The organism is Streptococcus sp. OMI750, from assembly GCF_047463895.1.
Classification (GTDB): Bacteria; Bacillota; Bacilli; order Lactobacillales; family Streptococcaceae; genus Streptococcus.
The window spans coordinates 57,005-72,876 of the sequence record NZ_JASHCZ010000005.1; the positions used below are offsets into that span (position 1 = coordinate 57,005).

Genomic DNA, 15,872 nt, shown 5'->3' on the forward strand with positions numbered 1-15,872 from the left:
GACTTTAAAACATGGAATCATTACAAAAATATGTGATTGATCATCATCAAAAAACAATTGCAGAATGTTCAAATGAAGAATTGTACATTGCTTTGCTGAATTACACCAAGCAAGCAAGTGCTCAAAAGAAATTAAATACTGGTAAGAAAAAAGTATACTACATCTCAGCTGAGTTCTTGATCGGTAAACTCTTGTCTAATAACTTGATCAACTTGGGTCTTTACGACGATGTTAAAAAAGAATTGTCAGATGCTGGTAAAGACTTGATCGAAGTCGAAGAAGTGGAATTGGAACCATCACTTGGTAACGGTGGTTTGGGACGTTTGGCAGCCTGCTTTATCGACTCTATCTCAAGCCTTGGTTTGACAGGGGATGGGGTTGGTTTGAACTACCACTTTGGTTTGTTCCAACAAGTCCTTAAAAACAACCAACAAGAAACGATTCCAAACGCATGGTTGACTGACCAAAGCTGGCTCGTTCGTTCAAGCCGTAGCTACCAAGTGCCATTTGCACACTTCACATTGACTTCTACCCTTTATGATATCGATGTCCCTGGTTACAAGATTGATACCAAGAACCGTTTGCGTTTGTTCGACTTGGATTCAGTTGATTCATCTATTATTGAAGATGGTATTAACTTTGACAAGACAGATATCGCTCGCAACTTGACCCTCTTCTTGTACCCAGATGATAGTAACCGTCAAGGGGAATTGCTCCGTATCTTCCAACAATACTTCATGGTATCAAACGGTGCACAATTGATCATCGACGAAGCCATCGAAAAAGGAAGCAACTTGCATGACCTTGCTGACTATGCTGTTGTCCAAATCAACGATACTCACCCATCAATGGTCATCCCTGAATTGATCCGTCTTTTGACAGAACGTGGTATTGGAATGGATGAAGCCATCTCTATCGTTCGTAGCATGACGGCTTACACTAACCACACAATCCTTGCAGAAGCCCTTGAAAAATGGCCACTTGAATTCTTGCAAGAAGTGGTTCCTCACTTGGTTCCAATCATTGAAGAATTGGACCGCCGTGTTCGCGCTGAATACAAAGATCCAGCTGTTCAAATCATCGATGAGAATGATCGCGTACACATGGCGCACATGGATATCCACTATGGATTTAGCGTAAACGGGGTAGCAGCACTTCACACAGAAATCTTGAAGAATTCTGAGTTGAAAGCCTTCTACGACATTTACCCTGAAAAATTCAACAACAAAACAAACGGTATCACATTCCGTCGTTGGCTCATGCATGCCAACCCAACCTTGTCACACTACTTGGATGATATCCTCGGACGTGACTGGCACCATGACGCATCTAAATTGGAAGACCTTCTTTCTTATGAAGATAAAGATGCAGTCAAAGCAAAATTGGAAAACATCAAGTCTCACAACAAACGTAAATTGGCTCGTTTCTTGAAAGACCATCAAGGTGTGGAAATCAATCCTAACTCTATCTTTGATACCCAAATCAAACGTCTCCACGAATACAAACGTCAACAAATGAACGCTTTGTATGTGATCCACAAATACTTGGACATCAAAGCTGGAAATATCCCTGCTCGCCCAATCACTGTTCTCTTTGGTGGTAAAGCAGCTCCTGCCTACACCATTGCACAAGATATCATCCACTTGATCCTTTGCTTGTCTGAAGTGATTGCAAACGATCCAGCAGTAGCTCCACACTTGCAAGTGGTGATGGTTGAAAACTACAACGTAACTGCTGCAAGCTACTTGATCCCAGCTAGCGATATTTCTGAGCAAATCTCTCTTGCTTCGAAAGAAGCTTCAGGTACTGGTAACATGAAATTCATGTTGAATGGTGCGTTGACACTTGGTACTATGGATGGAGCAAACGTGGAAATCGCTGAATTGGTTGGACGTGACAACATCTACATCTTCGGTGAAGATTCAGAAACTGTAATCGATCTATATGAGAAATCAGCATACAAATCAGCGGACTTCTATGAACGTGAAGCTATCAAACCATTGGTAGACTTCATTATCAGCGATGCCGTTCTTGCAGTTGGTAACAAGGAACGCTTGACTCGTCTTCACAAGGAATTGATCAACAAAGACTGGTTCATGACTCTTCTTGACTTGGAAGACTACATTGTCACCAAAGAACGCATGTTGGCTGACTACGAAGACCGTGATGCATGGTTGGATCAAGTCATCGTTAACATTGCGAAAGCAGGATTCTTCTCATCTGACCGTACGATCGCTCAGTACAACGAAGATATCTGGCACTTGAACTAATCGCTATATCTTAGACCAAGGTCCTTGAGACCTTGGTTTTTTTAATTGAGAACTTAGAAAGAAAGTGTAAAAGATAAAGGGAGTTTAGAACTTGTTTCTAAAGAGCGAAGTAGCTAAGTCTTCCAAGATATAGCAGATCTCTCTTGTAGGAGATCTTGATTTGGATATAAGTTAATCAGAGAGAGAATAATCCATTAAAAAATGGTAGAGGTGGAACTGTTGGTTGAATGGTAGACAAAATATAAGCAATACTGGCCCCTGTATGGTTTAAAAGAGGCTAGAGCAAAGGGGGGCCTACTTGAATCGCTTCCTAAAAAAGTATTGTTTTTTTGAATTTCGTAGCCGTACAAGGGAAAAAATTACATAATTTTTTATTTCAAACCTCAAATCTAATTTATTAGTATAAAAATTTACTTCCCCTTGAAAGAAGAGTTGGTAAAATTTTGTGAATGAAAATGGAATGTGAATATCCTTGAAAATAGAGAGTTTTTTATAGGTATTTGCATATATTTATAAGCATAAAATGAAAAAGAGCTCGAAAGTTTGGGATTTCAAGTTGTTATATATTTAAAGTAAAATAAAAAATGAAAATGGACAAATATTTAAAAAGAGTTGATTGTGATACAATTAAATCAGCTGGAGGTAGCAATTTTTTGCCTCTACAGTGAGATTTTTTTAAACAAAAAAGGAGAGTTTTGAAAATGAAAAGCTATCGTGAACATGTTTCGAAGCAGGAAAAATTTTCAATTCGTAAGTTATCAGTCGGTGTCGTTTCATTGGCCATCGCTGGATTGGCTACTGTGAATACCTACGGAGCAGAAGTGAAGGCAGATGAGGCAACTGCGCCTGCAACTGAAGCGATTACTACGGATACAGCAACAAGCGATGCAGCTGTTGCAACAAGTTCTAAGTTGACATCTACAACTGTGACAGAAGGAAATAAAACAGTTACGACGACTTATGTAGAATCACCAGAACTTGAAAAAGCAAAAGCTGATGCAGCTACAGAAGGTGTGACCGTTACAGAAGAAGCTGAAAAAGTTCAACCCTCTATCGCAGCAGCAGAAGCAGATAATAAAGCTCAAACAGCTGAAATCAACACAGTCGTTGAAAACTACAAAAAGGCCAAAGCCGATTATGAAGCAAAATCTCAAGAAATCACATTGATTGAAAAGAGAAATGCGGATGCGGAAGCAGATTACCAAAAGAAAACAGCAAAGTACAATCAGGAAAAGGCAGCTTATGATAAAGCTTTAGAAGAGTACAATACTACAAAAGCAGCCTACGATACCAAAGTAGCAGAAAAAGCAGCAGCAGATCAAGCGAATGCAGAAGCTAAAGCTAAGTATGATGCGGAAATGGCTGTTTACAATACAGCTAAAGCGCAATATGACAAAGATTTACAAGAATATCAAGCTAAGAAAGCTCAATACGATAAAGATAAAGAAGCTTATGGTAAGTTAGTTGCTAAGAAAGCAGAAGAAGATGCTGCCAAGAAAAAATACGACTCTGATCTTAACATATACAATGTTAAAAAAGCACAGTATGAAAATGACTATATTGCTTATCAAAAGGAATTAGCTGAATACGAAATTGCTAAAAAACAATATACGGACGCGAAACAAGCATACGACAAATATATGACAGACAATGCGTATGCTGACCTTAAAAATGTGTCAACTGTCCAAGATTTGACCTTCCAACGTGAAGGTGGAGCAACGCACACCATTGACGGCATTAGCACTTATCTGACCCGTGACGCCCAAGCTCGTTTGAATACCAGCAATGTGCAACAATATGATTCCAATAAATTGGAAGCTGCAGATATTGTAGCAACCAGTCCTTGGGCGAATAATGAGACTGAATACATTCAAGTAAAGGAAGGCGACAAATTTGTTGTTACCTATGATAACTTGAATCAGTCCAGCATGCGTGAAGATACGGATATGCATCCAATCAAACGTGTGATTTACCGTTATGAGATTTTAAGTCTTCCATCAAATGATGGCAAAGGGATTGCAGCAGTCAATGCAGATCCAACAGTAACCATGACAGTGGGTGCTTCAACAGACCAAGACAAACCTGTTAAGGTTGCTGTCGATGTTGAATTCTATGATGGTGATGGCAATAAATTTGATTTGACGAAACGCAATGCCATTGTCGCTTTGAACTCACTCAACCACTGGACAGGTGCTTCCTATGTAGATAGTGGAGATAAACCTCGTGCCCTTACAGTAGAAGCCAAAGATAAAGATGGTAAGACTGTTCGTGGAACTTGGGATCCCTATGCAGATGGTTCGTCAATGAGCATTGAAAACAATGAAGTGAAGGTTAAAACAGGAAGAGCAAACTTTGGTGATGCCACTGTTTCCATTTCAGCGGACAATCCTCTTAAAATTGTGAAACAGACCTATGGTTATGTAGAAGTTGAAGCCGGTAAATGGGCACCAGGTACAACTCCTGAGAAGGAAGAAGTAACAGATGCCTTAACTGTGAATGCTTCAGGTTCAGGAAGTGTTCATTCCATTGGAACGGAAGAATTTACCTTTGAAGGTAAGGATGACGTTCTCGGATCATACAAAGTAGATGCAACGACTGGTCAAATTACGTTCACACCTAAGAAGAAATTCGAAACAGTAGACCACCAAGAGTCTGTAAATGTTGGAAACAATAAATTTATTCCAATTCCAAACTCAAGTGTTTCTTATGATGCGGCTACTAAGGAAGTAACTTCTTTCAAGGATAACCAATATATTGAACATGGTTCCGTCTTTAACGGGGAAACATCTTCAACTCTTGAAGGTTGGGATAATCCATCTTCTAAATATCTCTATTACGGTGGAGCAGGCTTGAAGATGTCTGATGGTCACTTGGTCTTTACAGCTAATGGGGCCAATGCGGCTGGTCAGCCAACGGTTTACTGGTTTGCCATCAACTCAAATGTAGGTCTTCCGAAAGAGCCAGGTAAAGAACCGAAAGAGCCAACAGCACCTGAAGAACCAGAGGCTCCAACTCCACCAACGATTACAATTGAAAAACTACCAGCAATTCCGACGGAACCAACTCCGCCAACAGCTCCTACAGCACCAACCAAACCAACCTACACTGTCATTACGGTCGATGTGAAGGAACCAAAGGCTCCAACTCCACCAACCCAACCAACCCCGCCGACTCCTGAAGTCGTTCCAAATACGAAACCGGTGAAACTGGAAGCTGAAGTGAAATGGCATAAGAATAAAGTGGTAACGGAAACAGACATTCCAACCCCACCAACACTAGTTCCTCCAACTCCACCAACTCCATACAACCCACCAACACCAATCGTTCCTCCAACTCCAGAGGTTCCAACAAAACCAACTCCTGAAGTTCCGGAACAGCCTGTAGAACCTGCGCAACGACAAACACCTGCGCTTCCAAATACAGGTACAGAAAGCTCAGCTGCAGCTGTTCTTGCAGGTGCGATGGTTGGATTGCTTGGATTGGGTCTTGCTCGCAAGAAAAAAGAGGATTAATTCTTATTTCTTTCGTTCATTCATCTAAATAAAGAAAGTCAGAAGGCAAGTCCTTCTGACTTTTTTGATGGAGTGATGACCAAATAGTTGAGAAAAAGGACTGAATAGTTTTTGGATAAGGAACGGAAATGGCTTTTAAAGACCAAATAGTGTCCAAATGAAGCAGAATAGAAATAATCTACTGAAATAGAGAAAAATCAGCTATACTAGTCCTGTTCGAATGAAAGTTTATAGGACTCCGTTAGATCTCTAATCATTCCAATCATACAGTTGCGATGTCTTTTTCATCTTTTGCACACATTACTTTTCCAAATGAATTTCATTTGAACATATCAGCGATCAGGCAAGTACTTCCATGCTTTTGAGGTGCTTGCCTTTCTATCTGTATCGCGATATAATAGTGTGTAAGAAATGAAAAGGAGTTTGTATGAAAAAGAAACCTATCTATTTGTATATCCTGTTATTTTTCTCCACAGTGGGAACCCTAACATCAGCTGTCGCTACCTTTGGAGCTTCAAAGAATTTCGAATTGACAGACGATTTTGCAAACCAACTTGCTTTAACGACAGCTCAAGACAAGGCAGATTACATAGTTTATTATGAAAAATCAGTACAAGTCAATCAGTCTCCACTAGCTTTTTTATTTGTTTCACTGATTTTGATTGCCTTACTTGCAACTTTCTATTTCCTCTTTATGAAGCAGGATCTGTTAACAGCCCATTATACGTATATGGGACAGATTGTGTTAAGTCAAGTCTTCTCTTGTTATAATTATTTTGCAGGGCGCTCACTATTAGCTACTTTTTCAAATCCATCCCTTCGTCAACGATATCTAGCATCTTCATCCCTTGCTTTGTTACTCTTGACGGCTATAGCCATCCTCTTCTTTGGAATTGTTTTGTATAAAGCCTTGCGTTTGAGAAAAGCTCAAGCTAGGGCATAATAGATAAGTTTGAATGGAGCTCTCTTAGAGGATAAGAGAGCTTCTTGATTGGAGAAAAAAGATGAAAGTATCCTTTGTTTATATTAGTCTGAGTGGGAATACAGAAAGTTTTGTCCACCGCTTAAGTGACTATTTGCTGGAAGCCCATCCCGGACTTGAAATTGAGAAAGTTCATGTGAAAGACCTAGTCAAAGAGGGCCAGCCCTTCTTTGAAATGACCAATCCTTTTATCACTTTTTTGCCTACCTATTTGGAGGGTGGAAATGGTGTTGACAATGGCGATGTGGAAATTTTGACGACAGATGTCGCAGATTTTATTGCTTATGGAGACAATGCCAGCAAGTGCTTAGGAGTTGTTGGATCAGGCAATCGGAATTTTAACAATCAATATTGTTTAACCGCTAAGCAATACAGCCAACGTTTTGGTTTTCCCATGCTAGCAGACTTTGAGATGCGAGGCATGTTGGGAGATATTAAAAAAGTAGCTGCCATTGTAGAAGAGTTGTATCATCTGTAAAATAAAGAGAGGCTGGGACAAAAGTCCTAGCCTCTTAATTGTTTTTGGATTATCGAGCAAGACGCAGTGGTTGAGTGGGCTCTACTACACTGATTTTATCAGCTTTTACAGCCCTACTTACTGTGCGGAGGTGGGACGACGAAATCGAATTCTAACGAATTACCGATTTCTGTCCCACTCTCTTTTTTACGGTTTATTTTAATTTCTCTATAACTTCTTTAGCAAGTAAAAGACCTAATCGATAGTCCTTATTGATGGCATGGATGACATCGTTGATGTTGGCGGTCTCTTGGATTTTTTCCTTGATGCTATCTTTGAAAGCTTGGTCTTTCAAAAGTTGTTCTTGTAAGAGTCGTTGGAGTTTTTCTCTTTCGTACTTGTTAAACAAAAAGAGGATCACTAAACTGATGAGGATCAGAATATAAACGGTTTGATTCATAGGGTTCTCCCAGATAAAAATTGATGTGTGAAATGTTGTCTCTTCGAAAATCCGAGCATGGACATGAGAAAAGGAGTGAGAAAGAACTAAATTCAAACGCATTTAGTTTTTTCTCACTCCCATAAGAGATGTTCTACTTATCAATAACTAGATAAGAAATTACATTTTCTCAGGTGCATCGACACCAAGTAAGCGAAGAGCTTCTTTCAAAACAACTGCTGTTGAGTAGCTAAGAGCAAGGCGGCTATCGCGTTCTGGACTTTCATCCAAGATACGAGTGTGTGCATAGTACTTGTTGAAGGCTTGAGCCAAGTTGATGGCATATTTAGCAATCAAGGATGGATCATAGTTTTCAGCAGCACGTTTCACGACACGAGAGAAGTCTTGGAGAAGTTTGATGATTTCCCAGCTTTCTGGGTCGCTCAAGCTGTAAGTTGCATCTGTTGATGGAGTGAAGTTAGCTTTGCGAAGGATGGATTGGATACGAGCGTAAGCGTATTGAACGTAAGGTCCAGTTTCCCCTTCGAAGGATACCATGGCTTCAAGGTCAAAGTCATACCCGTTGCGACGGTCAGTCTTCAAGTCATAGAACTTAACGGCACCAACACCGACTGCATGTGCCACTTCTTCCTTGTTTTCTAGTTCAGGGTTCTTCTCTTCGATCTGAGCTTTGGCACGAGAGATAGCTTCTTGAAGAGTTGGTTCGAGTAGGATGATATTTCCTTTACGAGTTGACAATTTTTGGCGGTTCTTTGTGACCAAACCAAAGTCAACGTGGATCATATCGTCGCTCCACTCAAATCCCATTTTCTTCAAAACAGCTTTCAACTGACGGAAGTGGTTGGATTGTTCTTGACCGACAGCATAGATGTTTTTCACAAAGTTGTAAGTCCGAGCACGGTAGATAGCGGTTGCGATATCACGAGTGATATAAAGAGTAGCGCCGTCTGATTTTTTGATCATAGCTGGTGGAAGGTTGACATCATCCAACTCAACGATGCTAGCTCCTTTAGATTCTTTCAACAAGCCTTTTTCTTCAAGGATTTGGACAGCTTCATCCATCTTGTCATTGTAGAAAGCTTCCCCGTTTAAGCTATCAAACTCAACACCAAGGAGTTTATAGATACGGTTGAATTCCACCAAGCTTTCGTCACGGAACCATTGCCACAATTCAGTCGCTTCTGGATCTCCATCTTCCAATTTCTTGAACCAGAGACGTCCTTCTTCATCAAGCTTAGGATCGTTTTCAATTTCGGCATTGATACGAACGTAAAGTTTTAGCAATTCATCGATTGGATTGGCTTCGACAGCTTCCTTGCTACCCCATTTTTTATAAGCGACCATCAAGAGACCAAATTGTTTGCCCCAGTCTCCCAAGTGGTTGATTTTAATGGTGTTGTAACCCATTTTGCGGAAGATGTTTGAAAGAGCATCCCCGATAACGGTTGAGCGCAAGTGACCAACCGAGAATGGTTTTGCAATATTTGGACTAGAAAGGTCGATGGTAATATTTCCTCCATGTCCTTCGTCTTGCTGACCGTAGTCTGCACCTGCTTCGATAACAGATTTGATCACTTGATCAGAGATCTTAGATTTGTCCAAGAAAAAGTTTACATAAGGTCCAGTTGCAACAACTTTTTCGAAGGCGCTTTGGTCGATTTTTTCAGCAATGTCTGCAGCGATTGCTTGAGGAGCCTTGCGTTCCACTTTTGCAAGTGAGAAAGCTGGAAAAGCAATGTCACCAAGATCAGATGATTTTGGTTGTTCAAGCAAATTTAAAATAGCATCTTGGTCAAGAGAGTCAATCACTTTGGCCAATTCACTAGCAATGAGTTCTTTATTGTTCATATTAGCTCCTTAGTCCTTTTAACTATTATTTTAACACAATTCTGAGCGAATTTTCAATTTTTTTGGTATAATTTAAAGTATATTTATTCAAAAGTGGAGGTCCAATGAAAAAGACAGAACGACACCTTTTGATTCAACAGATGATTCGAAATGAAAAACTGTCCACGCAAAAAGAGATTCAGGATCGTTTAGAAGCAAAAGGAATTGCAGTAACGCAAACGACCCTCTCACGTGATTTGCGGGATCTAGGTCTGGTCAAGGTGAAGCGAAAAGATCAATTGTATTATATTTTACCAAACGAGCCAGAAGTAGCAGAGATTTATATTATGTTGTCTACCCATGCCAAATCTGTCTCGCGAGCGGAATTCACCTTGGTGTTACGGACAGAGCTTGGAGAAGCAGCCCTCTTGGCCAATGGTGTGGATGAGATGTCAGATGAGCGTATTTTAGGGACAGTAGCAGGGGCTAACACTCTCTTGATTGTCTGTCGAGACCAAGATGCAGCCATTGAAATTCAAAATGAAATTTTAGGGATGATGCAATAATCAAGCCCATTGAAAGTAAACCGATTCTTAGATGTCATAGGAGGAAGATAGGCAACTATCTACTCCTGTTTTCATCTATGGCGCTTGTTTCGGAACATGATGCACAGTAAGGATTAAAAGAAAGTATGGCAGTAGAAAAAATATCTCCTGGAATGCAGCAGTATCTAGATATCAAAAAAGACTATCCAGATGCTTTTTTGCTGTTTCGAATGGGTGATTTTTACGAATTATTTTATGAAGATGCAGTGAATGCAGCTCAAATTTTAGAGATTTCCTTGACCTCACGGAATAAAAATGCAGAGAATCCGATTCCTATGGCGGGTGTTCCCTACCATTCGGCCCAGCAGTATATCGATGTCCTCATTGAACAGGGCTATAAGGTTGCGATTGCAGAACAAATGGAAGATCCCAAAGAAGCCAAGGGGGTCGTTAAGCGGGAAGTGGTACAGGTGATTACCCCTGGTACAGTGGTGGATTCGACAAAACCGGATAGTGAGAATAACTTCTTGGTTGCCTTGGATCGCTCAGGAAATGATTATGGACTAGCCTATATGGATCTGGTGACAGGTGAGTTTCAGGTGACCACCCTTAATGACTTCACTATGGTTTGTGGAGAAATCCGCAATTTACGTGCGCGTGAGGTGGTCCTGGGTTATGAGTTGCCAGAACAGGAAGAGCGTGTTTTTGTGAGCCAGATGAATCTCTTGCTGTCACATGTTGAGACGGCGCTTGACGATGTCCAACTCTTAGGGGATCATCTGAGTGAGCTAGAAAAGAAAACGGCTGGGAAACTTCTCCAGTATGTCCACCAGACGCAAATGCGGGAATTGAGCCATCTCAAAAAAGCCCATCATTATGAGATTTGCGATTTCTTGCAGATGGACTTTGCGACCAAGGCCAGTCTGGATTTGACAGAGAATGCTCGGACTGGGAAGAAACATGGTAGCTTGTATTGGTATTTGGATGAAACTAAGACGGCCATGGGAGGTCGTTTGTTGCGGTCCTGGATTCAGAAACCCTTAGTCGATTTGAAACGGATTCAAGAGCGCCAGGACATCATTCAGGTCTTTATGGATCATTTCTTTGAACGGAGCGATTTGACCGACAGCCTCAAAGGGGTCTATGACATTGAACGCTTAGCGAGTCGGGTTTCCTTTGGTAAGATCAATCCTAAGGATCTCTTGCAGCTAGGAGATACTCTGGGGCATGTGCCGACGATCAAGTCGATTCTACTGGGGATTGGTGATCCAGTATTAGATGTCTTGATTGCACGCTTGGATGAGCTACCTGAGTTGCACCGCTTGATTACTTCCGCGATTGCTCCAGAAGCGTCTGCTGTTATTACAGAGGGAAATATCATCCGTACAGGTTTTGACGAGCAATTGGACCAGTATCGTGTCGTTCTTCGGGATGGTACTGGTTGGATTGCTGAGATTGAAGCCAAGGAACGCGAAGCTAGTGGCATTACCGGTCTGAAAATTGATTACAACAAGAAGGATGGCTACTATTTCCATGTCACCAATTCTCAATTGAACCACGTTCCTACTCATTTTTTCCGCAAGGCGACCTTGAAAAATTCAGAACGTTTTGGTACGGAAGAATTGGCACGCATCGAAGGCGATATGCTAGAGGCGCGTGAGAAGTCTGCTAATCTGGAATATACGATTTTTATGCGGATTCGTGAAGAAGTTGGTAAGTATATTCAGCGTCTGCAACAGTTGGCTCAGGCAATTGCGACGGTTGATGTTTTACAAAGTCTAGCCAGTGTTGCCGAATCGCAACAATTGATTCGTCCCCTCTTCCATGAAGAGAGACGGATAGCGATCGACAAAGGCCGTCATCCGGTTGTTGAGAAAGTCATGGGGGCCCAGTCCTATATTCCGAATAGCATCTTTATGGATGAAGAACAGGATATTCAGCTGATTACAGGGCCAAATATGAGCGGGAAGTCTACCTATATGCGCCAATTGGCGATTATCGTAATTCTTGCCCAAATCGGCTCCTATGTCCCAGCGCAAAAGGCTGAGTTACCAATCTTTGACGCCATTTATACCCGGATCGGTGCTGCCGATGACCTGGTATCGGGCCAGTCTACTTTTATGGTAGAAATGATGGAGGCTAATCAGGCCATTCGCAAGGCAACGCCCCAGTCTTTGATTTTATTTGATGAATTGGGACGGGGAACGGCGACCTATGATGGGATGGCCCTCGCCCAGTCCATCATCGAATATATCCATGATCGGACCGGAGCCAAAACCTTGTTTGCGACCCATTACCATGAGTTGACGGCTCTCTCAGAGACCTTGTCCCGTTTGGAAAATGTCCATGTCGCGACCTTGGAGCGAGATGGTCAGGTTACCTTCTTGCACAAGATTGAACCTGGCCCAGCGGATAAGTCCTATGGGATTCACGTGGCCAAGATCGCTGGTTTGCCAGAAGGATTGCTGGAGCGGGCGGATGCGATTTTGACCAAGCTCGAAGGACAAGCCCAGCAAGTACCGCTTGTGGATGAAACTCCTCAAAAAGAAGTACCTTCACAGGTTGCTGAACAAATGTCCCTCTTTGAGGAAGTGACAGAAAATACAGTGATCACAGAATTGAAGAATCTGGATCTCTACAATATGACTCCGATGGAAGTCATGATGGCAGTCGCCGAATTGAAAAAGAGAATATAAAAAAACAGTTCATTTTGAACTGTTTTTTTATATTCCTCAGACTTTCCCTTGTAATTGACGGTTGATCTCGTCTACTTTCTTTTTATTGAGGTAGTAAGAAACAAGCCAGATAATGAGATAGACGAAGCTGAACTCAAGAATGACGGAGAGATAAAAACTGATTTGCATTGGGAACCAGCCCCCCAAAGTTGCTAGTGGTAGGAAACCAAAGAGCATCAAAAGATAGTGGCTGACGGTTGCGCGCAGTAAACTCCAATCTTTGTTGAAAAGGACATTCCCCAAGCTGAAGAGGAGTCCGATTCCGGCCCAGATTAGGACACAATAGAGCATAACAATAGAGCCGTGTACTTCATGTTTTTGCATCCACTGGCCAACAGCTGAGCTAGGACTGAGGGGCATATAGGTGGAAGGGGCGTTCAAGAATGAAAAGAGGATGGAGAGGATGAGACCGATCAAGATCCCTTTTAGAGCGTTTGTAAAATGGTGTTTCATCATGATAATTTCTCCTTAATAGCTTTTAAATACCGACGAGAGGAGTATGCTAAACTCCCGTTTTTAAGATAGATTTGAACCGATCCGCTAGTGGTAAAATGCAGATGATCGATTTCTTTGGTGTTGATAATTTCAGATTGGGAAATTTTTAAAAAGTAGCTGGGCAAGTCTTCAGAGACTTGGTAGAGAGGACCTGTAAGGATAAAATGATCATCCTTTGTTTCACCAACTACTTGCCGATTTTCAATATAGAACCGATGGAACAAGCGGGCCTCTACAAGATAGGTTTCTCCCTCTTTTTTCGCTCGCAAACGTTCCTTCTGGTCTAACATTTCCACAAAATCACGGACTTGTTCTACACGCGCAGAAAGTGTAGGTGATGTAATGGTCACCGCTTCTTCTTGGAAATGGGAATCAATGTGTACTTCAACTTTCATAAAATTTTATCTCCCTTCTTAGGTAAAGTAGGTTGGCCTGCTAGCCCGGCTCCTTCTTTACACTACTATTAAACACTTTTTCCAAAGGGAAGACAAGGGGATTTGTTTATGTGGTCATTTTCTTTGCCTATGCGGTTTTTAGGGAAGAAGATGGGGCCAGCCTCCATTTTTAAGAAAGGGAGTCCTGTGGATCTGTGGTATAATAGAGCTACATGTATCGGTGAAAAAAGGTAAAGGAGCAGCTATGTCACAGATTATTGAATTGCCAGAAGTCCTAGCCAACCAGATTGCGGCAGGTGAAGTAATTGAACGACCTGCTAGTGTGGTCAAGGAATTGGTTGAAAACTCGATCGATGCTGGAGCTAGCCAGATCGTCGTTGAAATCGAAGAAGCAGGATTGAAGTCGATTCGGATCACAGACAATGGGGAAGGAATTGCGCATGATGAGGTCGCTTTGGCCCTTCGTCGACATGCGACCAGTAAGATCAAGAATCAAGCGGATCTTTTTCGCATTCGAACGCTTGGTTTTCGTGGCGAGGCCATGCCTTCCATTGCTTCTGTTAGTATTCTAACCCTTCTAACGGCGCAAGAAGGAGCTGCCCACGGGACCAAATTGGTCGCAAAGGGTGGTGAAATTGAGGAATTGGAGCCAGCGACAAGTCCTGTCGGGACCAAGATCACAGTAGAAGATCTCTTTTTTAATACCCCTGCTCGTCTCAAGTATTTAAAGAGCCAGCAGGCAGAGCTATCCCATATCGTGGATATTCTCAATCGCTTGAGCTTGGCCCATCCAGAGATTGCTTTCACCTTAATCAATGACGGAAAAGAAATGACCAAAACGGCAGGTACTGGTAATCTCCGGCAAGCGATTGCGGGCGTCTATGGTCTAGCTTCTGCCAAGAAGATGGTGGCCATTGAAAATCACGACCTGGATTTTGAAGTGACGGGCTTTGTGTCTTTGCCTGAATTGACTCGTGCCAATCGCAACTACATCAGTCTCTTTATCAACGGCCGCTACATCAAGAATTTCTTGCTCAATCGGGCTATTTTAGACGGCTACGGTAGTAAACTCATGGTGGGTCGCTTCCCACTTGCGATCATTCATATCCAGATCGACCCTTACTTAGCGGATGTCAATGTTCATCCGACCAAGCAAGAGGTTCGTATCTCCAAAGAACGAGAACTGATGGCCTTGATTTCCCAAGCCATTGCGAATGCTCTGAAAGAGCAGGACCTAATTCCGGATGCTCTAGAAAATCTAGCCAAGTCGACCATTCGTCGAGCAGAAAAGCCGGTTCAGACGACTTTGCCTTTAAAAGAAAACCGCCTTTATTATGACCGCGAAAGTCAAGATTTCAAACTTCGACCAGAGGTGGCAGATCCTCAACTTCCTCTGACAGATGAAGCTACTGCTGATTCGATAAGCCAAGAAAATCCAGTAGAAAAACCGACAAGCGCGATCAAGTTTGCGGAAAGAAAGGCTACGGTATACGATGAACTGGATCACCCAGAGTTGGATCTGGCTAGTCTAGACAAGGTCTATGACAAGCTGGAGGGAGAGGAAGCATCGACCTTCCCAGAGTTGGAATATTTTGGACAGATGCATGGGACCTATCTCTTTGCTCAAGGAAATGGGGGACTTTACATCATTGACCAGCACGCGGCCCAAGAGCGGGTCAAATACGAAGAATACCGGGAGAGCATCGGGGATGTGGACGGTAGCCAGCAACAACTGCTGGTGCCTTATATCTTTGAGTTCCCTGCAGATGATCTGATCCGCCTGCAACAGCGCAAACACCTCCTAGAGGAAGTGGGCGTCTATCTAGAAGAGTACGGAGCCAACCAGTTGATCTTGCGGGAGCATCCGATTTGGATGAAGGAAGAAGAGATCGAGTCGGGTATCTATGAGATGTGTGACATGCTCCTCTTGACCAAGGAAGTGTCCATCAAGAAATACCGGGCTGAGTTGGCTATCATGATGTCCTGCAAACGCTCCATCAAGGCCAACCACACGCTGGACGATTACTCTGCACGCGACCTGATCTATCAACTGTCCCAATGTGACAACCCTTATAACTGCCCTCATGGCCGTCCAGTTTTGGTTAACTTCACCAAGTCAGATATGGAAAAGATGTTCCGACGCATTCAGGAAAATCACACTAGCCTAAGGGAATTGGGTAAATATTAAATAAAG

General features: G+C 42.3%; 11 protein-coding genes. 7 read left to right on the forward strand and 4 right to left on the reverse strand.

Annotation, left to right across the window (positions count from 1 at the left end; genetic code table 11):
• Window positions 1-11: 11 nt before the first annotated feature.
• From glgP to nrdI, 4 genes are all read left to right on the forward strand, one after another.
• Window positions 12-2,270, forward strand: coding sequence for a glycogen/starch/alpha-glucan family phosphorylase (gene glgP, locus QM830_RS09020; protein WP_070589838.1), 2,259 nt, complete (start codon window positions 12-14; stop codon window positions 2,268-2,270).
• Between the two features lie 701 nt (window positions 2,271-2,971).
• A complete protein-coding gene (locus QM830_RS09025) occupies window positions 2,972-5,782 on the forward strand; it encodes a GbpC/Spa domain-containing protein (RefSeq protein ID WP_414326582.1) in 2,811 nt (936 codons plus the stop codon).
• A gap of 427 nt (window positions 5,783-6,209) precedes the next feature.
• A complete protein-coding gene (locus QM830_RS09030) occupies window positions 6,210-6,725 on the forward strand; it encodes a hypothetical protein (protein ID WP_414326583.1) in 516 nt (171 codons plus the stop codon).
• A 61-nt stretch (window positions 6,726-6,786) separates the two neighbouring features.
• Window positions 6,787-7,242 carry a class Ib ribonucleoside-diphosphate reductase assembly flavoprotein NrdI gene (nrdI, locus tag QM830_RS09035; RefSeq protein ID WP_414326585.1) on the forward strand — a complete coding sequence of 152 codons (456 nt, stop codon included), beginning with the start codon at window positions 6,787-6,789 and terminating at the stop codon, window positions 7,240-7,242.
• A gap of 193 nt (window positions 7,243-7,435) precedes the next feature.
• Here nrdI and QM830_RS09040 read toward each other — a convergent pair whose 3' ends face one another.
• Window positions 7,436-7,681 carry a MarR family transcriptional regulator gene (locus tag QM830_RS09040; protein ID WP_414326586.1) on the reverse strand — a complete coding sequence of 82 codons (246 nt, stop codon included), beginning with the start codon at window positions 7,679-7,681 and terminating at the stop codon, window positions 7,436-7,438.
• A 159-nt stretch (window positions 7,682-7,840) separates the two neighbouring features.
• Window positions 7,841-9,529: an arginine--tRNA ligase gene (argS, locus tag QM830_RS09045; protein ID WP_414326588.1), complete on the reverse strand. Its 1,689-nt coding sequence runs from the start codon at window positions 9,527-9,529 to the stop codon at window positions 7,841-7,843.
• 104 nt (window positions 9,530-9,633) lie between these two features.
• Here argS and argR point away from each other — a divergent pair, with 104 nt between their 5' ends.
• On the forward strand, window positions 9,634-10,074 hold the full coding sequence (gene argR, locus QM830_RS09050) for an arginine repressor (RefSeq protein ID WP_009731876.1): 441 nt from the start codon (window positions 9,634-9,636) through the stop codon (window positions 10,072-10,074).
• A gap of 125 nt (window positions 10,075-10,199) precedes the next feature.
• A complete protein-coding gene (mutS, locus tag QM830_RS09055) occupies window positions 10,200-12,749 on the forward strand; it encodes a DNA mismatch repair protein MutS (RefSeq protein ID WP_414326590.1) in 2,550 nt (849 codons plus the stop codon).
• A gap of 36 nt (window positions 12,750-12,785) precedes the next feature.
• Here the strand turns inward: mutS and QM830_RS09060 are convergent, their stop codons facing one another.
• Together QM830_RS09060 and QM830_RS09065 are read right to left on the reverse strand one after the other, a co-directional pair.
• Window positions 12,786-13,244 carry a DUF3021 domain-containing protein gene (locus QM830_RS09060; protein ID WP_414326592.1) on the reverse strand — a complete coding sequence of 153 codons (459 nt, stop codon included), beginning with the start codon at window positions 13,242-13,244 and terminating at the stop codon, window positions 12,786-12,788.
• On the reverse strand, window positions 13,241-13,678 hold the full coding sequence (locus QM830_RS09065; protein WP_414326594.1) for a LytTR family DNA-binding domain-containing protein: 438 nt from the start codon (window positions 13,676-13,678) through the stop codon (window positions 13,241-13,243). Before QM830_RS09065 ends, QM830_RS09060 begins: the two co-directional genes overlap by 4 nt.
• A gap of 244 nt (window positions 13,679-13,922) precedes the next feature.
• Between QM830_RS09065 and mutL the strand changes: the two genes are divergently transcribed.
• The gene (gene mutL, locus QM830_RS09070) at window positions 13,923-15,866 is read left to right on the forward strand and encodes a DNA mismatch repair endonuclease MutL (RefSeq protein ID WP_414326596.1); all 1,944 of its coding nucleotides are present in this window, start codon (window positions 13,923-13,925) and stop codon (window positions 15,864-15,866) included.
• The last annotated feature ends 6 nt before the right edge of the window (window positions 15,867-15,872 follow it).

What these genes read in the sequence shown, in the direction of transcription:
- nrdI (WP_414326585.1), top strand. Translation starts at nt 6,787, where the DNA reads ATGAAAGTATCCTTTGTTTATATTAGTCTGAGTGGGAATACAGAAAGT.
- QM830_RS09040 (WP_414326586.1), bottom strand. Translation starts at nt 7,681, where the DNA reads ATGAATCAAACCGTTTATATTCTGATCCTCATCAGTTTAGTGATCCTC.
- QM830_RS09060 (WP_414326592.1), bottom strand. Translation starts at nt 13,244, where the DNA reads ATGATGAAACACCATTTTACAAACGCTCTAAAAGGGATCTTGATCGGT.
- argS (WP_414326588.1), bottom strand. Translation starts at nt 9,529, where the DNA reads ATGAACAATAAAGAACTCATTGCTAGTGAATTGGCCAAAGTGATTGAC.
- QM830_RS09025 (WP_414326582.1), top strand. Translation starts at nt 2,972, where the DNA reads ATGAAAAGCTATCGTGAACATGTTTCGAAGCAGGAAAAATTTTCAATT.
- mutL (WP_414326596.1), top strand. Translation starts at nt 13,923, where the DNA reads ATGTCACAGATTATTGAATTGCCAGAAGTCCTAGCCAACCAGATTGCG.
- glgP (WP_070589838.1), top strand. Translation starts at nt 12, where the DNA reads ATGGAATCATTACAAAAATATGTGATTGATCATCATCAAAAAACAATT.
- QM830_RS09030 (WP_414326583.1), top strand. Translation starts at nt 6,210, where the DNA reads ATGAAAAAGAAACCTATCTATTTGTATATCCTGTTATTTTTCTCCACA.
- mutS (WP_414326590.1), top strand. Translation starts at nt 10,200, where the DNA reads ATGGCAGTAGAAAAAATATCTCCTGGAATGCAGCAGTATCTAGATATC.
- argR (WP_009731876.1), top strand. Translation starts at nt 9,634, where the DNA reads ATGAAAAAGACAGAACGACACCTTTTGATTCAACAGATGATTCGAAAT.
- QM830_RS09065 (WP_414326594.1), bottom strand. Translation starts at nt 13,678, where the DNA reads ATGAAAGTTGAAGTACACATTGATTCCCATTTCCAAGAAGAAGCGGTG.